Origin of the sequence: Bradyrhizobium sp. HKCCYLRH1030 (assembly GCF_051168395.1) — a bacterium.
In the GTDB taxonomy this organism is placed as follows: domain Bacteria; phylum Pseudomonadota; class Alphaproteobacteria; order Rhizobiales; family Xanthobacteraceae; genus Bradyrhizobium.
In genome coordinates this window covers 1041235-1064685 of record NZ_JBNPUY010000001.1, presented here as the reverse complement: position 1 = coordinate 1064685, position 23451 = coordinate 1041235, and the positions used below count along the sequence as shown (strand labels likewise).

Below are 23451 nucleotides of genomic sequence, written 5' to 3'. Positions count from 1 at the left end.
ACAATACCAAGGTAATGGCACGATAAAACACTGCTTGCTCTGAACGTTTCTTCAATTCGGGTGCTCAGTCTAATCCGCTCGCCAGCAGCTGATCAAGCCATACTCGACCTGGACCGCGTACGCTTCTCCCGAGGCCGGATCACTATTGCTGCGCCATGTCCGATCGTTACGTGCTGGTCATCCGAACGCGTAGTTCTCCGCCTATTCAAGCGTTCACTCATAAGCGTCGTCCTGAATCGTAGTCGGCTGATCGCGGACTTCAATCGCGATCGGCCGGGTGTGACGCGTATGCGCGCGAGGTCGTGCTGGCGCAGACGGTCGACGCATGCTCGGTGCCGCCGGAAGAAGCCCTTTCGGATCACGGGGACGACGTGTCGATGGTATCATGTGCGCGCCATTTGGCTGTGATCGACTAAGTTCAGCTCACGTTCAGGTGATGGGTCGAATACTCCCTTCATGCCCTGGCTCGTGCATCATGGAGGCGTGCGATGGAACGACGGAACTTCCTCAAGCTGGCATTGGGGTTCGGCTGCGCGGCGGCGGCCGGCGCCGTGCTCCGCACCACCGATGCGGTCGCTGCGCCGCTCGCGCCATTGCTGCTGAACGAGGCGGCGCCTTCAGCCAGGGATCAGCACGTCGAGCCCGCGGTCGGTTCGCAGGATGAGGCCGACCGGCTCGCGCCGGAGCAGGTTCGCTGGGGGCATCACGGACACCATGGTCACGGCCACCATTGGGGCTGGCGCCGGCGGCATTGGGGTTGGCGGCGCCGTCATTGGGGCTGGCGCCACCATCATCGGCACTGGCACCGCCATTGGCATCGCCGCCACCATTGGTGATCGGCGCAGCCGCATTGCGAGAAAGCGCAGTTTCAGACGTGTGACCGCAACACGGCAGGGGTCGGCGTGGCGCGATCCCTGTCGCTCATTGTTTGCTTTCACCTGCCGAGGAAGTCCAGCAGCAGCCGGTCGTACGTCTGCGGCGCATCGAGGAAGACGAGGTGGCCGGCATTGGCGACCACCTCGGCGCGCGCATCGCCCATCCGGCTTGCCAGGCCCTTTGCCAGCTCGGCGTTCTGGCCCATCTTCGCTCTCAAGGCCTCGGGCGCGTTGGGCCGTCCCGGCGCGTTGTGATCGTCCGCGCCCATGATGAACAGCGTCGGCTGCGTCAGCAGCGGGATCTCGTGCACCACCGGCTCGCGGTAGATCATCTGATAGGAGCTGACGAAGCTCTTCAGCCAGCGCGAATAGTCGGCGCTTTGCTTCAGGTTGAAGCGTGCATCGATGAACGGCGTGACCTGCTCCGGCGGCAGCTTCAGCGCGTAGTTGGTCTCCAGCTGCTTGCGATAGCCGTCCGCCGTCAGCCGGTCCTCACTCTCGATGATCTTTTCCGACGGGATCGGCGGCACGTAGACGCGATAGTCCTCGAGCCCGATCGGCGCGGTCAGCACGAGATGCGCGACGCGGTCGGGATAGGCGCGGGCGATACGCACGGCCAGCATGCCGCCCATCGAATGCGCGACGATATCCGCCTTGGCGATGCCGAGGTGATCGAGCAGCGCCAAGGTGTTGCGCGCCAGCGTGTCGAAATGCAGCTCGCCTGCAGGCTTGGATGATTTGCCGAAGCCGACCTGGTCGGGCACCACGACGCGGAAGCCGGCGTCGGTCAGTGTCTTGATCACGGGCGCCCAGTAGCTCGAGGGGAAGTTGCGGCCGTGCAGCAGCAGGGCAACGCGGCCGTTCGGCTGCGCCGGCGCCACATCCATATAGGCCATGCGCAGCTGCTCGCCGTCATTGACCAGGGGCAGCAGGCTGACCGGATACGGATAGGGGAAACCTTCGAGATTGATGCCATAGGGCTCGCGCGGCGCCTCCGCCGCCGGGGCGACAGTCGGGGCGAGGGCGAGCAGGGCGGCACAGAAGGCGACAGCGAAACGGGACATGAACACTCCACGACGGACGTGACGAGATGGTCGTCAACCGTCACGCCGTGCCCCGCGTTCGCCTTGGCCGCAAGGCACGAGGGCCGCGCTGCGATAAAGAGCGCGTGATCGTCAGTCTTCGGCCGGACCGAACAGCGCCGCGAAATGCTTTTCGCCGGCGCGGCTGAAATTGACCACGCGACTGCCTGGGGTGGCATCGCGCGCCGCCCATTTCAGCTCGGTGAAGCGCTTCATCAACGCTGCGCCGAGCGTGCCGGCGAGATGATGCCGCCGCGCGCTCCAGTCGAGGCAGGCCTTGCACACGGGCCGGCGCGGATGCGCCAGCATTTCCGGCGAGATCCGCAAATGCTGCGACAGGAAATGTTTGCCGTCCTCGGTCAGCACGATCTCCTGCTTGCGCCGGCGGACCAGCTTCTGCCGCGTCATGCTGTCGAGCATCTGCACGCCGAGATCGCCGGCGAGATGGTCGTAGCAGATGCGTGCTCGCCGCAGCTCCGGCTCCTTCGGCCCGGTGCGCACCCGCATGTGGCCGGCGCGCGCGGCAAGGCCGGCGAGCTTCTCCAGCACGTCGGCGACATCGGGATCGGCGAGCCGGTAGTAGCGGTGGCGGCCCTGCTTCTCCGGCTCGACCAGGCCGCCGCCTTCGAGCTTGGCAAGATGCGAGCTCGCCGTCTGCGGCGTCACGCCCGCTTCCTGGGCGAGCTCGGTCGCGGTCAGCGCACGGCCCGAGAGCAGCGCAGTCAGCATGTTGGCGCGGGCGGGATCGCCGACCAGCGCCGCCACCATCGCAATGTCCGGACCTGATTTCATACTTCGATGCTAGCCGAAGCATTCTCGCCCGGCAAGCGGATAGTGTCGACGATACAGAACTCACCGGAGGTTGTCATGACCATCACCGTCTTCATCCGCTATCGCATCGATCCGTTCAAGCGCGACGTGTTCGAGGCCTATGCCAGGCGCTGGCTGTCGATCATCCCCCGTTGCGGCGGCGACCTGATCGGCTATTTCATGCCTCATGAAGGCACCAACGACATCGCCTACGGCCTGATTTCATTCGACAGTCTCGCAGCTTACGAGCGCTATCGCGCAGCCTTGCGCGGCGATGCCGAGGGCCGGGCGAACTTTGCGCTGGCCGAGGAGCACAAGCTCATTCGGGGCGAAGAGCGAACATTCTTGCGCAACGTCGTGGCGGCGCAATGATCGCGGCTCTATGCTGCCGCAACGCGAGGATGCATGGGAGGATGACATGACGTTGATCAACACGGCGGACAAGCGCGCGGCCTTTCGCAAGCTGCACGAGGCCGGCTGCTTCGTGCTGCCGAACCCGTTCGATGCCGGCACGGCCAAAATGCTGCAACATCTCGGCTTCAACGCGGTCGCCTCGACCAGCGCCGGCTTCGCGTGGTCGATCGGCAAGGCGGACACCGGCACGACGCTCGACGAGATGCTCGCGCATCTGGAGGCGCTGTCCGCGGCGGTCGACATTCCCGTCAACGCCGATTTCGAGGGCGGCTTCGCCGATGCCCCCGAGGGCGTGGCCGCCAACGTCACGCGCGCGGTCGCCACCGGCGTCGCCGGTCTGTCGATCGAGGACTCCACGGGTGACAAGGATGATCCGCTCTACGCGCGCGAACTGGCGGTTACGCGCATCCGCGCCGCACGTCAGGCGATCGATGCAAGCGGTGGGGACGTGCTGCTGACCGGCCGCTGCGAGGCGTTTCTCTGGGGCAAGCCCGACCTCAAGCTCGTGACCGACCGCCTCGCGGCCTATGCCGAGGCCGGCGCGGATTGTCTGTACGCTCCGGGGATCAAGACGGTCGAGGAGATCACGGCTGTCGTCAAAGCGGTGGCGCCCAAGCCTGTGAACCTGCTGATCGGCGCGTCGGGTCTGTCATTGAGCCAGGCCGCCGAGCTCGGCGTGCGCCGCATCAGCGTCGGCGGTTCGCTGGCGCGGGTGGCCTGGGCCGGCTTCGTCCGGGCGGCCAAGGAGATGGCCGAGCAGGGCACCTTCACCGAACTGGCCAATGGCTATCCCGGGGGCGAGCTGAACAAGCTCTTCGGTTGAGATCAGGCTGCGCGCCCGTCCTCCCGCAGATTCTGATCTCATCCGCCTGTAGAAAAGCCGCGGACTCTGCCGCGGCTTTTCAGTCTGATTTGCTGAAATCGCTTAGTAGCGATCCGTTCCGATGCCGACGCTGACGCCCGGGGCGCGGAAGCCGATGCCGCCGCGGTCTTCGTAGCCGCGCCGTTCGATGTAGCGCTCACGCGGAGCGTACGCGTAGGAATCGCGATCTTCGCCTTGAATGATGACGCGGCGTTCACTGCGCTCGCGCCAACAGCGGCCTTCCTCGTTACAGACCATCCGGACGTTCTGGATGTCTCGTTGCGGGACCGCCGAGGCTACGGGAGAGATCGGTGCCGCCGAAGCGGCAGTCACGGCCAGCGTGCTTGCCGCGGCTGCGATAGCTATGGAGAGAGCTTTCATTACGTATCTCCTGGGTGAGAGTGTCAATGAGCCAACCGGTTCGCGCTGCTATGGTTCCATGGCGGCCCTCGCACGCTTCGCGTAATTTGTCGGAGGACTCGCCAAAAAACGGCGGCGGGTGATGCTCACCCGCCGCCCAGGAGTGGGACGGCTGATTGCCGTCCGCGAGATTATTTGATGGCGTTGGGCTTGTCGCTCGGGGCCGCCGGCGGCGGTGTGGTGCGATCTCCCGCGGCGCCGGTCGTCACGCCGGGCGAGGTGTTATCTTTGGTGGTCGAGGCGGATTGCGAGGCCGGCGTGGTGCTCGCCTGATCGTTGCGCATCGACATGTTGTTCAGCCCGTAGAACACGGCGCCGAGCAAAATCGCGATGCCAAGGGCGTACGCTGCGATCCGGCCGGTCGAGGCGGAGCCTTCCCTCAACTCGGGATCGGGCTGCAGCTGGCTGTCCGTCCGCGCCGCGCGCTCGTAGTCGGCGCCGGTCATGTCGGCACCGGGCATGCCGGGCCGCGTCGTCATGTCCGGCCGGTTCATGCCGTCGGGATAGCGTTCGTTCGGGAGCCGTTCGTTGGCCATGATGTCCTCCTTGCGATTGTCACCCGACAACCAGTCGGGCCCCGGCTCTGTTCCGCGAAACCTTACGAAATCGCCAGTCGATCCGTTGCACCGCGCGCTAAGGTGCCTCGCGTGCACTGCGATTCTCCGTCCTGTTTGTTGGAGCCTTCGATGTGGAACCTGCCGCCCGGTGACAGCGTGTTGCATCTGTTGACCTGGGTGGCGCTGGCGGCGCAGGCGATGACGGCCGCGCTGGCGGCGGGACGCCGCAGTATGGACTGGATGGGCGTCTGCTTGTTGGGGGCGATCACCGCGCTCGGCGGCGGCACCTTGCGCGACGTGCTGCTCGGCCACTATCCGCTTGCCTGGGTCGAGCAGCCGTCCTTGCTGCTGCTGACCGTGCTGGCGCCGTTCGTGACGATCGCCATGGCGCGCCTGGTTCACAGGCTGACCATGGCGTTCCTCGTTCTCGATGCGGTCGGCCTCGTCGTGTTCACGATGACGGGCTGCGACATCGCCTGGCAGATGAACGTGCCGATCGGCATCGTCATCGTCGCCGGGATGATCACGGGTTGCGCCGGCGGCGTGCTGCGCGACATCCTGTGCAATGACGTGCCATTGCTGTTTCGCGCCGAGCTCTACGCCAGCGTGTCCCTCGTCACGGGCCTGGTCTATGCGACCGGCTTGTCGCTCGGCATCGCCAGCGGATGGTGGACGGCGCTGACCTTCGCGCTCGGACTGTCGTTCCGGCTGCTCGCGATCCGCTACAAATGGAACATGCCGCGCTTCGTATTCGCGGGCGACGATCGGGGATGAACGACCGCGGTCTTGTCGCATCGCACAATTCGTTTCGGGCCAGAATCGCGCCGGCCACAACGGTTCACTAACCGTCCGCCGAGCCGCCAAAGCCATGGTGCGCATCATCCCATTTCGCGGCAGTGGCCGTTTTCGACACAAACCGCAAAAGCCGCAGCCGGCTCCCGCCACGAAATTGCGATTTCGGTTGGCTGCCCTGCGCAGACGAGATTTGTGATGCGCATTCTTCAAAAGCAGACATAAATGATTGGCAGAACGCGCGCTTCCGCCGGCCGGCGGCAGCCGCGCACCCTGACAAGGCACGGCAAGAGGGCGGAATGGGACTCAACGAGAGCGAGATCAATCTCGACCAGAAATACACCGCAAGCTCCGGCCACATCTTCCTGACCGGCATCCAGGCGCTGGTGCGGCTGCCGATGGCCCAGATCCGGCGCGACCGCGCCGCCGGCCTCCATACCGCCGGCTTCATCTCCGGCTATCGCGGCTCGCCGCTCGGCGGCTACGACCAGCAGCTGTTCTCGGCCCGCAAGCATCTCGAGCAGTACAACATCAAGTTCCAGCCCGGCGTGAACGAGGACCTCGCGGCGACCGCGATCTGGGGCTCGCAGCAACTCGCACTGTCGCCCGGCGGCAGGTATGACGGCGTCGTCGGCATCTGGTACGGCAAGGGCCCCGGCGTCGACCGCTGCGGCGACGTGTTTCGCCACGGCAATGCGGCCGGCTCCGCCAAGAACGGCGGCGTGCTCTGTCTCGCCGGCGACGACCACGGCGCCAAATCCTCGACCGTGCCGCATCAGTCCGACCATGCCTTCATCTCGGCGCTGATGCCCTATCTCTATCCGTCCTCGATCCACGAGATGATCGAGATGGGCCTGCTCGGCATCGCGATGTCGCGCTATTCCGGCTGCTGGGTCGGAATGAAGGTGATCACCGAGACGGTGGAGACGACCGCCGAGATCAACCTCAACGACGAGATGACGCCGTTCGTCATCCCCGCCGATTTCGAGATGCCGCCGGGCGGCCTCAATCTGCGCTGGCCGGATGACCGCTTCGAGCAGGATCGGCGGCTGCAGGACTACAAGGGCTTTGCCGCGATCGCCTTTGCCCGCGCCAACAAGGTCAACCGCATCACGATGGACTCACCGAACGCCCGCTACGGCATCATGGCGTCGGGCAAGAGCTATGAGGACATCCGCCAGGCGCTGCGCGAGCTCGGGATCACCGAGGAGGTCGCCGCCAAGATCGGGCTTCGCCTCTACAAGATCGGCATGCCCTGGCCACTGGAGCCGGAAGGCGTGCGGCAGTTCGCGGTCGGCCTCGAGGAGATCTTCATCATCGAGGAGCGTCGCGAGATCGTCGAGAACCAGGTCAAGCAGGAGCTGTTCAACTGGCGCGACGACGTCCGCCCGCGCATCGTCGGCAAGATGGACGACCACGACAAGCGCTTCCTGCCGTTTGCCACCGAGCTCTCCGTCGCCTCGCTCGCGACATCGCTCACCGAGCGTCTTCTCCGCCTCGACCTCAACCCCGAGATCAAGGCGATGCTGCGCGCCAAGGCCGACTGGTTCAATGGCCGCGACGCCTCGCAGATGCAACTGGTCTCGCCGGTGGCGCGCACGCCGTATTTCTGCTCGGGCTGCCCGCACAACACCTCGACCAAGGTGCCCGAGGGCAGCCGCGCGCTGGCCGGCATCGGCTGCCACTTCATGTCGTTGTGGATGAACCGCAACACCGAGACCTTCACCCATATGGGCGGCGAGGGCGTGCCGTGGGTCGGCATCGCGCCGTTCACCGACGAGAAGCACATCTTCGCCAATCTCGGCGACGGCACCTATTTCCATTCCGGCAGCCTCGCGATCCGCCAGTCGATCGCCTCCAAGGCCAACATCACCTACAAGATTCTCTACAACGACGCGGTCGCGATGACCGGCGGCCAGCGCCATGACGGCGATTTGTCGCCGCAGCAGATCACCTTCCAGCTCCATGCCGAGGGCATCCGAGAGATCTATCTGGTCTCGGAAAATCCCGACGCCTATCCGGCCGACAGCATCGCGCCCGGCGTCAAGCTCGCGCATCGCGACGAGCTCGAGAACGTCATGAAGACGCTCCGCGAGACCAAGGGCGCCTCGGCGATCGTGTTCGTGCAGACCTGCGCCGCCGAGAAGCGCCGCCGCCGCAAGCGCGGCACGATGGAGGATCCGCAGCGCCGTGTCTTCATCAATCCGGCCGTCTGCGAGGGCTGCGGCGACTGCTCGGTGCAGTCGAACTGCATCTCGGTCGAGCCGCTGGAGACCGAGCTGGGGCGCAAGCGCGTCATCAACCAGTCCTCCTGCAACAAGGACTATTCCTGCGTGAAGGGCTTCTGCCCGTCCTTCGTCACCATCGACGGCGGCAAGCCGCGCAGCCGCGCGCCCGCTGAGCTCGGCGACATCGGCGAGATGCCGGAACCGCTGACCAAGCCGTCACTGGAGCGGCCCTACAACGTCGCGGTCGGCGGCGTCGGCGGCACCGGTGTGCTGACGATCGGCGCGCTGCTCGGCATGGCCGCGCACATCGAGGGCAAGGCCTCGATGATCCTCGACATGTCGGGCCTCGCGCAGAAGGGTGGCGCGGTGCTCAGCCATGTCCGCCTCTCCGAGAATACGGCTGACGTGACCTGCTCGCGCATCGTCACGGGGACCGCCGACCTCGTCATCGCCGCCGACGAAGTGGTGGCGGGTGCCAAGGAGACGATCACGCTGTGCGATGCCGAGCGCACCCATGGGGTCATCAACAGCCATCTGATCCCGACCGCCGATTTCGTGCTCAACCGCGACTTCAATTTCCAGAACCGCAAGGTGACGAGCCTGCTGGAAACGGCGCTGCACAAGGACTCGACCTTCCTCGATTTCACCAAGCCGGCCGAAGCGCTGCTTGGCGACAGCATCGCCACCAACATGATGATGATGGGCTACGCCTACCAGAAGGGCCTGCTGCCGCTGTCGGCCGAGGCGATCGAGAAGGCGATCGCGATCAACGGCGTCGCGGTCAAGATGAACACCGAGGCGTTCCGGCTCGGCCGCCTCGCGGTGGTCAACCCGGAGCGGCTCGCCGACATGATGACCGGCAAGGACGAGGCGGTGCCGCCGAAATCGCTTGAGGCGATGACGCTCGACGAGATCATCGCCCACCGCATGGCGTACCTTACCGGCTATCAGAATGCGCGGCTCGCCAAGCGCTACCGCAAGCTGGTCGATCAGGTGCGCGAAGCCGCCGACAAGGGCGGCTACGGCGAGGCGCTGCCGCGCGCGGTGGCGATCAACTATGCCAAGCTGCTCGCCTACAAGGATGAGTACGAGGTGGCGCGGTTGTTCTCCGACGGCAGCTTCGAGAAGCAGCTCCATGACGCGTTCGAGGGCGACTACAAGATCAGCTTCAACCTCGCGCCGCCCATCCTCAATTCCGGCCTCGATCCGCAAGGGAGGCCGAAGAAGCGCAGCTTCGGGCCGGGCATGATGAAGATGTTCCGCCTGCTGGCAAAACTGAAGGGCCTGCGCGGCACACCACTGGACGTCTTCGGCTACGCGGCCGAACGCAAGATGGAGCGCGACCTGATCGCCGGCTATGAGAAAGACGTCGCCACCGTGCTGAACCTGCTGTCGCCTGCCAACGTCGACATCGCCGTCGAATTCCTGTCGCTGCCGGACAAGATCCGCGGCTACGGCCCGGTCAAGGAGAAGGCGGTGAACGACGCGAAAGTGCGTTATGCGCAACTCGCCGCCGACCTCGCCAGCCCGCCGCCGGCGCCACGGCAGATGGCGGCGGAGTAGGCACTCCAGGCGACGTGCCGTAGGGTGGGCAAAGGCGCGCGAGCGCCGTGCCCACCATCATGCGATCTGTATACCTCTCGTCATTCCGGGGCGCTCGTGCGCGCCTGCGCGAGCCGGGAATCCATAACCACAGACGGGATCATTGCGCGAGATTTTCGCTTTCGTCGTCGCAGCGGCCCGTCGTGGCTCTGGAACCCGCGCTCAGCTCTCACGTCAAATGGCTCCGCTATTTTGTCGAGCGGTCTGCCCCGGAATGACGCCTGGGAGTGTGTCGTGCGCTCACACCACCGTCATTGCGAGCGTAGCGAAGCAATCTAGCGTCCTTGCCCAACTCTGGATGACTCCCGTTCACCCACTCGTGCGGATGTCGCATAAATCTGCCGTATTCACTACATGTTGCTATATGCATGGAGGCGTCGATAGGGGTGATCCATGCGAGTTCTGGTTTTCTTGTTCGCGGCTATCGCGGCGATATCGACCTCGAGCCACGCCGAGGTCATGTCCTGGCGTGGCGTGGGGCCGGTCGACCTGGGCATGACCGTTGCCGAGGCCGAGCGTGCGTTGAACGCAAAGCTTGGTCCGATGGAGCCGCCGTACACGAAGGAGTGCTATGTCGCCAGTCGCGCCGACGGCAAGGACGAAGCGCTGTCCTACGTGATCGTCGATGGCAGGATTGCCGTGATCTACCTCTTTCTCGACGATGGGCGTCGACCAGATCCGAAGATCGTCGACGCGAACGGAGTTGGAGTGGGGTCGACGGAGGCCGACATCGCGGGTGCCTATGGAGCGACGGAGCGGACATTCGCGCCATACGAGAGCGAGGAGACCGAGGAAGACAAGGCCGAGCGGCTGAAGCAGGGTGTCACGGAGCCGCCACCCGCACCCAATCATTGGGTGATCGCCAAGAGCCCGGATGCCAAGAGAGCGATCATTTTCGAGACCCGGGATGATAAGGTGATCTACTGGAGGACGGGAATCTTGCCGGCGGTCATGTCCTGGGAGGATTGCATATAGTGCCCACGTGAACGAAGCGACACGGGCGGCCAGGGGCGTCAGTTCGCCATCCGCTCCCGGCTCATGCGCAGCGTCACGACCAGGCCTTCGGCGGACCAGTCGAAGGCGATGGTGCCGCCGAGCTGGGCGTTCATGCTGCGATGGATCAGTTTGCTGCCGAAGCCTTCGGTCGTGTCGGCCGACTTCGGCGGCCCGCCGCGCTCGGTCCACATGATCACCACTTCGTCGTCATGCGCGCTGCACGACACGTCCAGCGTGCCGCTCGAAACCGACAGCGAGCCGTATTTCGCCGAGTTGGTCGCGAGCTCGTGGATCACCAGCGCCAATGTCGTGCTCGAGCGTTCTCCGACATTCATCTTGGGCACCGACACACGGATGCGGACGCTGGCGCCTTTCTCATCATAGGGGGCAAGCAGCACCGAGACGAGATCGCCGAGCAGGGCTGCTTGGTTCGTCCCGCCCGGCCGCGGACGTATCAGATCCTGGGCACGGCCCAGCGCGATCAGCCGGCTGGCGAGCTCGTGGGCCATGTCCTCCTTTGTCGCCGCCGTGCGCGACGTCATCTGCGTCAGCGCGGTGGCGATCGTCAGCAGGTTCTTGACCCGATGGCTCATCTCGCCCGCCAGCAGCTCGTTGGCTTCTTCGGCCTGCTTGCGCTGGGTCACGTCGAGGAAGACGCCGAACATCAGCCGCTCGGCGATGTCGGCATCGTCACCTTGGCCGCGGGCGGAAATCCAGCGGATTTCGCCATCCGCGAGAATGCGAAAATCGATCTCATAAGCGCCGACGATCGCCCGTGTCGCTGAAAACGCCGATCTCACCCGTTCGAGATCGGCGGGGTGAATGTTCTGGGAGAGCACCTCGAACGTGATCCTGCTCTTGGTCTTGGGCACCTCCCACAGCTCATAGGCGCGCTCGTCCATCGTGATCGCGTCGGTGTCGACGTTCCACGACCACAGGGCCACGCCGGCAGCTTTGGTGGCAGCGCGCAGATGCTTTTCGTGCCAGATCGGCATGCACGCGTCCTCGGCCGGCATAAGTTCGATCCCCGCTTTCTTCGCCGCTCTGCAGGCTACGGATCCCGCAATCCGGCAGCCGCAGCCATGTTCGCCCTCCGACTACGCCGCCGCTGCGACTTCGTCGATCGAGGACATGACGGCCTCGGTCGCCGTCTGATGCACCATGTGGCCGGCGCCGCGCACGCGGCGAAAGGTGCTCTGGCTGACGTCGTGATGAAGCCGTCTGGACTGGGCGTCGATGTCGATCAGGCGATCCTGATCACCGGCAACGATCACGACCGGCATCTTCAGCTCACCGTACGCTCTCCTGAAGCGGAAAGCATCGGGAATCATCAGCGCGGCCTCCGCGGCGGAGGCGCGGATCTGCGACGGGCGAACCGCCATTTCCTTGGGGAAGCCGGCAAACTTCGCCGGAACCGATCGCGGGCCGAACAGCTTGGCCATCAGCAGCGGCCACATCATCCGGCTGATCAGAGGGGAGATGGTGTAGCGCAGGATATCGCCCAGCAAGGGAATGGCCGGAGCCGATCCGGCCACCACGTCGGACCGGAAGGTCGGATAGTAATAGCCAGAGGCGAGCACCATGCCCTTGACCATGGCCGGATGTTCGAGGGCGAGCGCGACGGCGACGGATGCGCCCCAGGAATGACCCAGGACGAAGGCCTCCGAGACGCCCAGGCGATCGAGCGCGCTCTTGATTAGCCCGGCCTGCGCCGTCGGCGTCCACACGACGTTGCGCGGCCGGTCGCTGTGGCCGAAGCCCGGCCGGTCGAACGCAATGACACGGTAGTTCTGCGCCGCCAGATCGATCAGGCCGCTGGAGGCAAAGTCCTGGATCATGCTGCCGTTGCCGTGCAGCAGCACCAGCGGCACGCCGGTGCCGCGCTCGACATAGTGCAGCCGGACGCCGTCGACGTCCATGAACTGGCCGGCGGGAGGATTGGCCCGCTCGGCAGACTTGGCGAGGCGGCGATTGACGAGCGCCGTGATGGCCAGGACGGCCGTGGCCGCCGCTGCCGCCAGAAGAAATGGATGAGTCTTCGCCAGCGACCGGCTGCGACGCGCCAGCGGCTGGAGGGATGGTGTCGAGTTGGTCAGGCGGCTGGGCGTCGACGCCGCGAGCGCGCGCGCTGTGGTCCGGGCTGCGGTCATCATCTGCCCTCATGGAAAGGCGTGCACGACATCTGGAGGATCCGAGAAATGATGCAGCGCAGGAGCAACGGCCGGTCACGCGGTTCGTTCCGTTGTGCCGTCCTGGCGCGCATGGCCGGGGTGTAGGTCGACCTCCGAGCGTTCCGGCCGAGCTCGACCAGCGCAATCGGTCCGGCTTCTGCACCCGGCGGATCGAGGCAGGACTCCCCACAGATGTGCCTTGCGCAAACGGCCCGTCGGGCAGAATCTACTTTACGAAATTCAGAAATTGTGCTTTGATGCGCGCATCCCGCCTCGGCCGGAGGGGCGTTGCGCGCGATCGTCACGACACGCGAGGCGGGGAGCGATGGCCGCACTTGTGCCGCAGCGTGTCTTCGGACGCGCCGACGAACGGCATGGTGCGGACGTGAAGTCGCAGCGTGCTGACACCCCGATGCTGGTGTCCCGCGCAATGCGCAAGCATTGTCGCGAATGGTGGCCAACAAGCCCGGCGCACCAGGCAGACTGCGTATAAGCGTTAAGACCGTCGCGCAGGGAAGGCCGGGCGTTCTCGGCTGCACCTGTGGTACCTGCCGCCTGCATTTTTTTCGCAGGCGGGCCGCAGGCGTCAGCCGACGCCTGGCCTTCCCTGCGCCCTCCGACTTGATGAGGGTGAACGACATCAGCACAGCTCGGGCAGCATCTGCCGCGGGAGCGCTCGCTCATGGGCTATGACGAACCGATCGCGTCAGCTTTCGAGCAGCCACTCCGTCGCGCTGCGCCACAGCGTGTCGCGATGCGCCGCGCGGAAGAAGCCCATATGGCCGATCGCGGACGCCCCGACGTCCTGCGGCGCGATGTCGAGCAGCTCCGGCGTCGTGCCCGTATAACCAGCGCACAGCAGCTCAACCGCGGGCCGCGTGGCCCAGGGATCGTCGGCGAGGCACAGCGCCCGGACGGGACTCTTGAAGTTGGCGTAGTTGGCAAGCGGCAGCGATGCGTCATCGAACAGATAGCGCGGGCTCATGATCCAGCGCACCCATTGCAGGAAGACACCCTTCGGCAGGTCCTCGCCGACGCCACTCCAGCCCGGCGTGTAACCCAGCGCATGAGTCAGCGGGACGCCAACGCCGTTGAGCATCGTCGCCACGCGCCAGCGTTCGCCCGGGGCCATCAGCTTCCAATAGCCGGCCTGCGAGGCGATGAAGAGGGCGCGCGACACCTCGGTGTTGTTGGCGAGCAGGCCGAGCGTCTGGCCGCCGAAGGAGTGGCCGACATAGCGCAGCGGCAGCGCACCGTAGCGCGCACGCATCCAACCGACCGCGCCGGTGATGTCGAGTGCGGCCCAGTCGGTCATCGAGGCCGCAAAGCCCTTCAGGGAGCGGGGACGGCTGCCGCCGATCCCGCGATAGTCGTAGGTCAGAACCGCGCAACCCTGCTGGGCAAGATGAGCAGCGAAGCCGCGATAGATCCGGCGCGGGATCGCCGCCCCGGAATTGATCAGCACGGCATGCGCCGGCGTGCCGCGCGGCATGAACAGGGTGCCCGCGAGCGCAAAGCCATCGACGGCCGGAAGGGTCAGATCCTCGCTCGAAACGCCGTCGGATCCCGTCTCAGCCACGCCTCGTCCTCCCATCACTTGCCCTTCCGCAGCAAAGTCAAATTCGGGTGGCGGTGCAAGCCCTTGTGTCCGCGCCCTAAATTCCAAGTGGCGGCACGGGAGCAGGCTGTGTATAAGGCGCGCGCCGCCGCGCGGGGAATTTGGCGTGCAGTTGCCGAGAGGGAGTAGAGAGCCATGACCGAGCGCTGGAGCCCGGAGAGCTGGCGGTCCAAGCCGGTGCAGCAGGTGCCTGACTATCCCGACCAGAAGGCGCTCGCCGAGGTCGAGGCGCAGCTTGCGACCTTCCCGCCGCTGGTGTTCGCCGGCGAGGCGCGCAACCTGAAGAAGGCGCTGGCGCGGGTGGCGGCGGGCGAGGCATTCCTGTTGCAGGGCGGCGACTGCGCCGAGAGCTTCGCCGAGCACGGCGCCAACAACATCCGCGACTTCTTCCGCGTGCTGCTGCAGATGGCCGTGGTCATGACCTATGCCGGCGCGGTGCCGGTGGTGAAGGTCGGCCGCATCGCCGGCCAGTTCGCCAAGCCACGCTCGTCGCCGACGGAGAAGATCAATGGCGTCGAGCTGCCGAGCTATCGCGGCGACATCGTCAACGACACCGCCTTCACGCCCGAGGCGCGCATCCCCGATCCGCAGCGCCAGCTCGACGCCTACCGGCAGTCGGCGGCGACCTTGAACCTGCTGCGCGCGTTCGCCACCGGCGGCTTCGCCAATCTCGGCAGCGTGCATCAGTGGATGCTCGGCTTCGTCAAGGATTCCCCGCAGTCGCGGCGCTACAAGGAGCTGGCCGACCGCATCTCGGACGCGCTCAACTTCATGCGCGCCTGCGGCCTCGACCTCGAGAGCCATCCGGAGCTGCGCGCCACCGACTTCTACACCAGCCACGAGGCGCTGCTGCTCGGCTATGAGCAGGCCTTCACCCGGGTCGATTCCACCACCGGCGACTGGTACGCGACCTCGGGCCATTTCATCTGGATCGGCGACCGCACCCGCCAGCTCGACCACGGCCATGTCGAATATTTCCGCGGCATCAAGAACCCGATCGGCCTGAAATGCGGCCCGTCGCTGAAGCCGGACGAGCTGCTGAAGCTGATCGACATCCTCAATCCCGACAACGAGCCGGGCCGGCTGACCCTGATCAACCGCTTCGGCGCCGACAAGGTCGGCGATCATCTGCCGGGACTGATCCGCGCGGTGCAGCGGGAAGGGCGCAAGGTGGTGTGGTCGTGCGATCCGATGCACGGCAACACCATCACCTCGACCTCGGGCTACAAGACACGGCCGTTCGATCGCATCGTATCCGAGGTGCGGGCGTTCTTCGCGGTGCATGCCGCGGAGGGCACCCATGCCGGCGGCATCCATCTCGAGATGACCGGCAAGGACGTCACCGAATGCATCGGCGGCGCGCGCGCGATCACCGACGAGGATCTCAACGACCGCTATCACACGGTGTGCGATCCCCGGCTGAACGCCGAGCAGTCGATCGACATGGCGTTCCTGATCGCCGAGCTGCTGAAGCAGCAGCGCGGCGGCAAGACCGCACCGATGCCGGCCGTCGCGGGCTTCTGATGCTGCGTTTGTGGCGCGCGACGGTCAACTCGCGCAACGGCCTGGCCTTCGCGCTCCGCTCCGAGCAGGCGGTGCGCGAGGAGGTGGTCGCGTTCCTGCTGGCGCTGCCGCTGGCCTATGTCGTCGGCGCGACGCCGATGCGCAGCGTCGAGCTGGTCTGCGCGGTGGTGCTGGTGCTGGTCGTCGAGCTGCTCAACACCGCGATCGAGAAGCTCGCCGACCGCCTCACCACCGAGCACGATCTGCAGATCGGCCGGGTCAAGGATCTCGGCTCGGCTGCCGTCGGCGTCGCGCTGCTGATGTCGGGCTGCTTCTGGCTGTTCGCGATCGCCGAGCGGCTCGGGCTGCTTTGAATGAGTTGAGCGATGGCCGCCGACATCTTCAGGATCACGCTGGCCCAGCTCAACCCGACGGTCGGCGACATCGCGGGAAATGCCGCGAAGGCGCGCGAGGCGCGGGCGAGGGCGGCGGCCGACGGCGCCGATCTCGTGGTGCTGCCGGAGCTGTTCCTGGCGGGGCATCCATGCCAGGACCTGGTGCTGAAGCCGGCATTTCAGGCCGCGTGCCGGGCCGCGATCGAGGCTCTCGCGCGCGAGACCGCCGATGGCGGGCCGGCGGTGCTGATCGGCACGCCCTGGATCGACGACGGCAAGCTCTACAATGCCTGCGTGCTGCTCGACACCGGCCGCATCGCCGCGACGCGCTTCAAGGCCAACCTGGCCGATGGTGATCAGAAGCGCGTGTTCATGTGCGGCCCGGCGGCCGGCCCGCTCAGCGTACGGGGCGTCCGCATCGGCGTCGCGATCGGCGAAGACATCTCGCCCGAAGAATCCTCGAACGACGAAAACGTCATCGAGACGCTGGCGGAAACCGGGGCCGAACTCATCGTCGTGCCGAGCCGCTCATGCTACCTGCGCAGCGGCGGCGACCGGCGCCTGTCGGCCGCCGTGGCGCGCGTCACCGAAAGCGATCTGCCGCTCGTCTGGCTCAACCAGGTCGGCGGTCAGGACGGCAAGGTGTTCGACGGCGCATCGTTCGCGCTGAACGCCGATCTCTCGGTGGCCGCGCAGCTTCCGGGCTTCGCCGCTGAGGTCACGACCTTGGCATGGAGCAGGGGAGACGACGGCTGGCAGTGTCGGGGACCGGTCACCACGCCGAGCGAGGGCGACGAGGCGGACTACGCGGCCCGCGTGCTCGGCCTGCGCGACCACGTCGAGAAGCATGGCTTCACCGGGATCGTGCTGGCTCTGACCGGAGGCATCGAATCCGCGCTGTCATTGGCGATGGCCGTCGATGCGCTCGGAGCTGCGAGGGTGCGCGGTGTGGTGCTGTCCGGGCCGGACATGCCGCAGGAATCGCCGGCTATTGCAGTCGCGGCGCGGTTCGGCGTCACCGCCGAGACGTTGCCGATCGCACCGGCAGTGGCAGCCTTCGAGGCGGTTCTGCCCGGTCCGCTGGCGGGCAACGCCCGTCACGCTCTTTTGGCGCGCGTGCGCGGCTCGCTGCTGCTGGCCTTGGCGAGTCTTTCTGATGAGCTCGCCGTCGTGCCCGGCAAGAGGTCGGAGCGGCCTGTTTGTGAGATCGGTGACGCGACCGGCGGTGTCGCGCTGTTCGACGAACTGCCCGAGACCGAAATCGTCCGGCTCGCAGCGCTGCGCAACCGCTGGAAGCCCGCGAATGCGCTGGGGCCGGCGGGCGAGGTGATCTCGCCCGATCTCGTTGGCCGCGCGTTCTCAGACGCGTCCGAAGGATGACACGGATGGCCCGGCGAATTTGCTCAGCGCGCCGGGATGAAGGTCGGTCCGACCGTGCGGATCTGCTTGTCGCCACCGGCGCCCGTCGTGGTGTCCGCAGTCGCGGGCGCTGCGGCATCGGCCGGCGTGGCGCCTTTGCGGGCGGCGTTCGCCGGCGGCTTGCCGGTCTGGCGCTGCTGCATCCGCTTGGCGCTCTCCTCGGTGACGATGATGTCGCCCTGCTCGGCGGCTGTGGCCCGGTCGTCGATCGATTTCAGCGCATCGGCCCAGGTCTGGCCGGGCGCCTTGCAGGAACAGCTCGGGTTGAACTCGGTGCGATACTTGAAGGCGTTCGGCAGCGCGGTGTAGGGCTGGCCATTGACCGAGACCGCCTGGTTCATGTCCTCGCCGGGATTGCGATAGGTGAACAGCGTCGCGTCGGCGGCGGGGCATTGCGCCTTGCAGGCGCGCTCGTCGTCGGCGAAGCGGCCGGGAACGGTGGCAAACGAGATCGGGAAATAGGCGCCGTCGCAGCTACGCACGCACACGGTCCGGTAGGTGCCCTGCGGCGCCGCGAGATCGGCGCTCGGCGGCGGCAGCGATGCGGCGGGATTGCTGTCGGCACCGCCGCCGAACAGGCTGGTCAGGAAGTTGCCGCCGCCGCCGCGATTGGCGTTGGCATATTGCTGGTACTGCGGGCCGCAATTGTTCTGGCCCAGCGCAGCCAGTACCGAGCGGCGCTGGTTGTCACGCTCACCACCGAGTCCGCCGCCACGCATCCGCTCCAGGCTGTTGGTGATCTGGTCGAGATTGGCGCGCATCTGCTGGATCTGGTTGTTGATCGGCTGGCACTCGGCCGCCCGGCCATTGAAGATCGAGAAGAAGCCGGGGCTGTCGCAGCCCATGCGCTTGGCCTGCATGCTGACGCGGTCGAGCTCGCCTTGCTGCTTGGCGGCCGCGTCCTGATAACGCCGGATCTGGTCCTCACGCGCGGGATCGCCACCACCGCCGCGATCGATCGAGGCGAGCTGCGCCTCCAGGCGCGGACAGATCGGATTGACGCCGGCCTGCGGCCCGGGCGGGCCCGGCGGCATCTGCCCATAGGAATCGGAGCTGGATTGCGCCAGGGCGTGCGGGCCGGTCAGGGTCAGTCCGAGCAGCGTAAAGAGGGCCAACCGGCGCGGAGACAGGGATGCGATCAAGATGCGGTATTCCGGTCCATGGGTGCAGCCGCGGACTAGCACAGAATTCGGAAAAATCGCGGCAGCGGCGGGCATCCCATAGCCGCTTTGTCGGGCATCGTCACGTCGTTTCCAGGGCGCCGGGGTGGCGGGAACCGCGGTTCCCGGCCGTCTCAGCGCTGGCAGGTGATCGCGACAAAGTCGCTGCAGCCGCCACGGGCGCAGTTTGCGCCGGCTTTCGGCACCGATCCCGTGATTTCATCGGGGTCGACGCGGCGATAGGAGGAGGCCTGTGCAAAATCCCGTGATTGGCAGTACGACCGCGCGGCCGAGGCGCCGCATCGGTCGCCCTTGGCGAGGCACTGGTCGACGCCGTAGCCGTCGGCTTCGTTGGCGATGATGAAGATGCGGCTCTCCGCCGTGGCGGTGGTCGCGGCGGCGAGGAGAACACAGCAGGCGAGCAGCGCCGGGGAGATTCGCATGGTGCACCGGTGGGTGTAGGAGACAACTCATGGTTAGGCCCAAAAGCTTAAAAATGATTAACCATGAGGCGGGGCGCGAGCATTTGGGCAGTGAAAACGGCCGTTTTGCGGCTCTTGACGGAGACAGTCTGCTGCAGCATGGTGAGTTTCATGAACGGTTTCCTCGCCATCTGCTGCATTTGCCGCGAGATTACGCGCTAGCGATTCGCTGGCTGAGGCCGTCTTTTCTCAACAGAGATGATCAGGACGCCCGGCCGGCAGGTCGGAAGTGTGATTCGTGCCGTGGCGGCCCGCTCGCGGGCGGTCGTGCGGCGTAGGACACCCGTTTCGCTTCGTCATGGACTGTCGGTCCGGCGGGGCGGTGAGCACAGGGCATTCGGGGACGGACCATGGACTTGCGTTTGTACGACACCGCGTCGCGGGAGAAGCGCCCCTTCGTGCCGCTCGATCCCAACAATGTCCGCATGTATGTCTGCGGACCGACGGTCTACGACTTCGCCCATATCGGCAATGCGCGGCCCGTGATCGTCTTCGACGTGCTGTTCCGGCTGCTGCGGCATCTCTATGGCAAGGATCACGTCACTTATGTCCGCAACATCACGGACGTCGACGACAAGATCAACGCCCGCGCCGCGCGCGACTTTCCCGGGCTGCCGCTGAACGAGGCGATCCGGAAGGTGACGGAGCTGACGGCCAATCAGTTCCGCAGCGACGCGGCTGCGCTCGGCAGCCTGCCGCCGACCTTCGAGCCACGCGCCACCGAGTTCGTGCTGCCGCGCCCTGATGGCAAGGCGGATATGGTGAGCCTGATCAAGCAACTGATCGCGCGTGGCCACGCCTATGAGGCGGGCGGCGAGGTGTTGTTCGACACCCGGTCGATGCCGGACTACGGCGCGCTGTCGGGCCGCAGGCTCGACGAGCAACTCGCCGGCGCGCGCGTGGCCGTCGATGCGCACAAGAAGAATCCTGCCGACTTCGTGCTGTGGAAGCAGTCGTCGGAGGACGAGCCGGGCTGGGACAGCCCGTGGGGCCGCGGCCGGCCGGGCTGGCACATCGAGTGCTCGGCGATGAGCGCAGCCTATCTCGGCGAGGTCTTCGACATCCATGGCGGCGGACTCGATCTGATCTTCCCGCATCATGAGAACGAGATCGCGCAGTCGCGCTGCGCGCACGGCACGTCGGTGATGGCGAACTACTGGCTGCACAATGAGTTCGTCCAGGTCGAGGGCGCGAAGATGTCGAAGAGCCTCGGCAATTTCGTCACCATCCGCGACCTGCTGGCGGACTGGCCTGGCGAGGTGCTGCGCCTCAACATGCTCAAGATGCATTATCGCTCGCCGGCCGATTGGACCGTCAAGGGCCTGGAGGAGAGCGCGAAGACGCTCGACGACTGGTATCGCGTCGTGGCCGATGCGCCGGGTGAGCAGCCGGGGCCCGAGATCATCGCCGCCCTCGTCGACGACCTCAACACGCCGCTGATGATCGCAGAGCTGCACGCGTTGCGGAGCCGTGCGGCGTCCGGCGGCGAGACGGACCGCGCGGCCTTTGCCGGCTCGCTCCGCTTTGCGGGCTTCCTGTCGGACACCGTCGCGCGATGGGAAGCGCGAAAGCAGCAGGCCAAAGGCGTCGACGCCGCCAAGGTCGAAACCCTGATCGCCGAGCGTACCGCGGCCCGGGCGCGCAAGGACTTCAAGGAGTCCGATCGCCTCCGCGACGCACTCGCCGCGATGGGTATCGTATTGAAGGACGGCAAGGGCGCCGACGGCAAGCCGGTCACGACCTGGGAGATTGCGCGATGAGCAAGCCCGACACCCCGTTTCCGCGGCACTGGCTGTACTACATCCTGCTCAAGCTGGTGCTGATCGCGGGCGCAGTGGCGCTGGTCACGAAACTCTATGGCATGTGGTGACGCATGGGACAGGCTCTCCCGAGGCCCGCGCTGCGGCCGTTTCTTCCCGCTGATGCGCCGGTGCTGGCCGCGATCTTCGTCGCCAGCATCCAGCAATTGACCGGTGATGACTACAGCGAGGAGCAGCAGGAGGCCTGGGCGTCCGCTGCTGAGGATGAGACGGGTTTTGGCAAGAGGCTGGCATCCGAGCTCACCTTGATTGCGACCCTGCAGGGCTCGCCGGTCGGCTTCGCCGCGCTGAAGGGCAACGATCACATCGACATGCTCTATGTCCATCCGAATGCGGCCGGGCAGGGCGTCGGGGCCCTGCTATGCGACGCGCTGGAAAAGCTGGCGGGCGCGCGCGGCACGACCGGTCTGTCGGTCGACGCTAGCGACACGGCGGTCGAATTCTTTCGCAAGCGCGGCTACGTCGCGCAGCAGCGCAATAGCGTCTCCATCAATGGCGAGTGGCTCGCCAACACGACGATGAAGAAGACGCTCGGCTCCGGGGGAGCGCAGGCATGAGCAGGGCAGGCACAAGCAGGGAACGGCTTTATCTGTTCGACACCACCCTGCGTGATGGCGCGCAGACCAACGGTGTCGATTTCACGCTGGCCGACAAGCAGGCCATCGCGCGCATGCTCGACGATCTCGGCATCGACTATGTCGAGGGCGGTTATCCCGGCGCCAACCCGCTCGACACCGAGTTCTTCGCCGCCAAGCCGAAGCTCGGCCACGCCCGCTTCACCGCCTTCGGGATGACGCGCCGGGCGGGACGCTCGGTGTCCAACGATCCGGGCGTGGCGGCGCTGCTGGAGGCCAAGGCGGACGCGATCTGCTTCGTCGCGAAGTCATCCGCCTACCAGGTGCGCGTCGCGCTGGAGACCACCAACGAGGAGAATCTCGCCTCGATCCGCGACAGCGTGACGGCCGCGAAGGCTGCGGGGCGCGAGGTGATGCTCGACTGCGAGCATTTCTTCGACGGCTACAAGGAGAATGCGGAGTTCGCGCTGGCCTGCACCCGCGCGGCCTATGAGGCCGGCGCGCGCTGGGTCGTGCTGTGCGACACCAATGGCGGCACCATGCCGCACGAGATCGAGCTGATCGTCGGCGAGGTCGTGAAGCACGTGCCGGGCGATCACCTCGGCATCCACGCCCATAACGACACCGAGCAGGCGGTGGCGAACTCGCTTGCCGCGGTCCGCGCTGGCGTGCGGCAGATCCAGGGCACCTTGAACGGACTCGGTGAGCGCTGCGGCAATGCCAATCTGTGCTCACTGATCCCGACCTTGAAGCTGAAGACGGAGTTCTCGGATCGGTTCGAGATCGCCGTATCGGACCGGCAGCTCGCCGGCCTGATGAAGGTCTCGCGCACGCTCGACGACATGCTGAACCGTGCGCCGAACCGGCACGCGCCTTATGTCGGCGAGAGCGCCTTCGTCACCAAGACCGGTATTCATGCGTCGGCCGTGCTGAAGGATCCGCAGACCTATGAGCACGTCCTGCCCGAGCGCGTCGGCAATCATCGCAAGGTGCTGGTCTCCGACCAGGCCGGACGATCCAACGTCATCGCGGCGCTGGAGCGCGGCGGCATTCCCTTCAGCAAGAGCGATCCGAAGTTGACGCGCCTCGTCGAGGAGCTGAAGGAGCGCGAGGCCGCGGGCTACGCCTACGAGTCCGCCGACGCCTCGTTCGAGCTGCTGGCGCGGCGTACGCTGGGCTCGGTGCCGGAGTATTTCCGGGTCGAGCAGTTCGACGTCAATGTCGAGCAGCGCTACAACGCGCTCGGTGAACGCGTCACGGTGGCGCTGGCCGTGGTCAAGGTGGACGTCGCTGGCGAGCGGCTGATCTCGGCGGCGGAAGGCAACGGCCCGGTCAATGCGCTCGACGTCGCCTTGCGCAAGGATCTCGGCAAGTACCAGGGCTTCATCGACGGCCTCAAGCTGATCGACTACCGCGTCCGTATCCTCAATGGCGGCACCGAGGCGGTCACGCGCGTGCTGATCGAGAGCGAGGACGAAAAGGGAGAGCGCTGGACCACGGTCGGCGTCTCGCCGAACATCATCGACGCCTCGTTCCAGGCGCTGATGGATTCGGTATTCTACAAGCTGGTGAAGTCCGGCGCGAAGGGATGAGATGATGCATCCGTCGTTGCGAGCGAAGCGAAGCAATCCAGGCCTGAATGCGCGATTCTGGATTGCTTCGTCGCTTCG

Annotated in this window: 21 protein-coding genes; 12 read left to right on the top strand and 9 right to left on the bottom strand. The window is 66.1% G+C overall.

Annotated elements, in window-relative coordinates:
* Positions 1-488 precede the first annotated feature (488 nt).
* Positions 489-836 (top strand): hypothetical protein, encoded by a 348-nt coding sequence (locus tag ACQR1E_RS04850; protein WP_434896736.1) that lies wholly within the window; start codon positions 489-491, stop codon positions 834-836.
* 98 nt (positions 837-934) lie between these two features.
* Here ACQR1E_RS04850 and ACQR1E_RS04845 read toward each other — a convergent pair whose 3' ends face one another.
* Positions 935-1939 (bottom strand): alpha/beta fold hydrolase, encoded by a 1005-nt coding sequence (locus ACQR1E_RS04845; protein ID WP_434896735.1) that lies wholly within the window; start codon positions 1937-1939, stop codon positions 935-937.
* A 111-nt stretch (positions 1940-2050) separates the two neighbouring features.
* The gene (locus ACQR1E_RS04840) at positions 2051-2749 is read right to left on the bottom strand and encodes an ArsR/SmtB family transcription factor (RefSeq protein WP_315749664.1); all 699 of its coding nucleotides are present in this window, start codon (positions 2747-2749) and stop codon (positions 2051-2053) included.
* 75 nt (positions 2750-2824) lie between these two features.
* Here ACQR1E_RS04840 and ACQR1E_RS04835 point away from each other — a divergent pair, with 75 nt between their 5' ends.
* Entirely contained in the window at positions 2825-3139 is a 315-nt protein-coding gene (locus ACQR1E_RS04835; RefSeq protein WP_315714524.1) for an NIPSNAP family protein, read from the top strand.
* Between the two features lie 46 nt (positions 3140-3185).
* Positions 3186-4004, top strand: coding sequence for an isocitrate lyase/PEP mutase family protein (locus tag ACQR1E_RS04830; protein WP_316185894.1), 819 nt, complete (start codon positions 3186-3188; stop codon positions 4002-4004).
* A gap of 102 nt (positions 4005-4106) precedes the next feature.
* On the opposite strand, the gene ACQR1E_RS04825 is transcribed toward ACQR1E_RS04830, so the two are convergent.
* Positions 4107-4424 (bottom strand): hypothetical protein, encoded by a 318-nt coding sequence (locus tag ACQR1E_RS04825; RefSeq protein WP_315749667.1) that lies wholly within the window; start codon positions 4422-4424, stop codon positions 4107-4109.
* A gap of 170 nt (positions 4425-4594) precedes the next feature.
* Positions 4595-4999, bottom strand: coding sequence for a hypothetical protein (locus ACQR1E_RS04820; RefSeq protein ID WP_316164580.1), 405 nt, complete (start codon positions 4997-4999; stop codon positions 4595-4597).
* A gap of 150 nt (positions 5000-5149) precedes the next feature.
* On the opposite strand from ACQR1E_RS04820, the gene ACQR1E_RS04815 reads away from it, so the two are divergent.
* The 3 genes from ACQR1E_RS04815 (at position 5150) to ACQR1E_RS04805 (ending at position 10617) form a co-directional block, all read left to right on the top strand.
* Positions 5150-5794 carry a trimeric intracellular cation channel family protein gene (locus ACQR1E_RS04815; protein ID WP_315749670.1) on the top strand — a complete coding sequence of 215 codons (645 nt, stop codon included), beginning with the start codon at positions 5150-5152 and terminating at the stop codon, positions 5792-5794.
* A 317-nt stretch (positions 5795-6111) separates the two neighbouring features.
* Entirely contained in the window at positions 6112-9603 is a 3492-nt protein-coding gene (locus ACQR1E_RS04810; RefSeq protein WP_316164581.1) for an indolepyruvate ferredoxin oxidoreductase family protein, read from the top strand.
* 432 nt (positions 9604-10035) lie between these two features.
* Positions 10036-10617, top strand: coding sequence for a hypothetical protein (locus ACQR1E_RS04805; protein ID WP_316164582.1), 582 nt, complete (start codon positions 10036-10038; stop codon positions 10615-10617).
* Positions 10618-10655: 38 nt separating this feature from the next.
* Here ACQR1E_RS04805 and ACQR1E_RS04800 read toward each other — a convergent pair whose 3' ends face one another.
* The 3 genes from ACQR1E_RS04800 to ACQR1E_RS04790 all read right to left on the bottom strand — a co-directional run bounded on the left by ACQR1E_RS04800 (position 10656) and on the right by ACQR1E_RS04790 (position 14388).
* On the bottom strand, positions 10656-11633 hold the full coding sequence (locus ACQR1E_RS04800) for a sensor histidine kinase (protein WP_316164583.1): 978 nt from the start codon (positions 11631-11633) through the stop codon (positions 10656-10658).
* A 102-nt stretch (positions 11634-11735) separates the two neighbouring features.
* Complete coding sequence (locus ACQR1E_RS04795) at positions 11736-12788, bottom strand: alpha/beta fold hydrolase (protein ID WP_316164844.1); 1053 nt, start codon at positions 12786-12788, stop codon at positions 11736-11738.
* 727 nt (positions 12789-13515) lie between these two features.
* Entirely contained in the window at positions 13516-14388 is an 873-nt protein-coding gene (locus tag ACQR1E_RS04790; RefSeq protein ID WP_315714516.1) for an alpha/beta hydrolase family protein, read from the bottom strand.
* Between the two features lie 174 nt (positions 14389-14562).
* Here ACQR1E_RS04790 and ACQR1E_RS04785 point away from each other — a divergent pair, with 174 nt between their 5' ends.
* From ACQR1E_RS04785 to ACQR1E_RS04775, 3 genes are read left to right on the top strand one after another with little or no spacing between them, the layout of a single operon-like run.
* On the top strand, positions 14563-15951 hold the full coding sequence (locus ACQR1E_RS04785) for a class II 3-deoxy-7-phosphoheptulonate synthase (RefSeq protein WP_315749678.1): 1389 nt from the start codon (positions 14563-14565) through the stop codon (positions 15949-15951).
* A complete protein-coding gene (locus ACQR1E_RS04780) occupies positions 15951-16304 on the top strand; it encodes a diacylglycerol kinase (protein WP_315749679.1) in 354 nt (117 codons plus the stop codon). Before ACQR1E_RS04785 ends, ACQR1E_RS04780 begins: the two co-directional genes overlap by 1 nt.
* A gap of 12 nt (positions 16305-16316) precedes the next feature.
* Positions 16317-17705 carry a nitrilase-related carbon-nitrogen hydrolase gene (locus ACQR1E_RS04775; protein ID WP_434896734.1) on the top strand — a complete coding sequence of 463 codons (1389 nt, stop codon included), beginning with the start codon at positions 16317-16319 and terminating at the stop codon, positions 17703-17705.
* 23 nt (positions 17706-17728) lie between these two features.
* On the opposite strand, the gene ACQR1E_RS04770 is transcribed toward ACQR1E_RS04775, so the two are convergent.
* Positions 17729-18886, bottom strand: a complete 1158-nt coding sequence (locus ACQR1E_RS04770) for a DUF2865 domain-containing protein (RefSeq protein WP_434896733.1) — start codon at positions 18884-18886, stop codon at positions 17729-17731.
* Positions 18887-19038: 152 nt separating this feature from the next.
* Positions 19039-19347 carry a hypothetical protein gene (locus ACQR1E_RS04765; protein ID WP_315714511.1) on the bottom strand — a complete coding sequence of 103 codons (309 nt, stop codon included), beginning with the start codon at positions 19345-19347 and terminating at the stop codon, positions 19039-19041.
* A gap of 389 nt (positions 19348-19736) precedes the next feature.
* Between ACQR1E_RS04765 and cysS the strand changes: the two genes are divergently transcribed.
* The 3 genes from cysS (at position 19737) to cimA (ending at position 23373) form a co-directional block, all read left to right on the top strand.
* Positions 19737-21146 (top strand): cysteine--tRNA ligase, encoded by a 1410-nt coding sequence (cysS, locus tag ACQR1E_RS04760; protein ID WP_315827366.1) that lies wholly within the window; start codon positions 19737-19739, stop codon positions 21144-21146.
* Positions 21147-21259: 113 nt separating this feature from the next.
* Positions 21260-21763 (top strand): GNAT family N-acetyltransferase, encoded by a 504-nt coding sequence (locus ACQR1E_RS04755; protein ID WP_315714508.1) that lies wholly within the window; start codon positions 21260-21262, stop codon positions 21761-21763.
* On the top strand, positions 21760-23373 hold the full coding sequence (gene cimA, locus ACQR1E_RS04750) for a citramalate synthase (protein WP_315827367.1): 1614 nt from the start codon (positions 21760-21762) through the stop codon (positions 23371-23373). The genes ACQR1E_RS04755 and cimA overlap by 4 nt, the downstream gene beginning before the upstream one ends.
* Positions 23374-23451 lie beyond the last annotated feature (78 nt).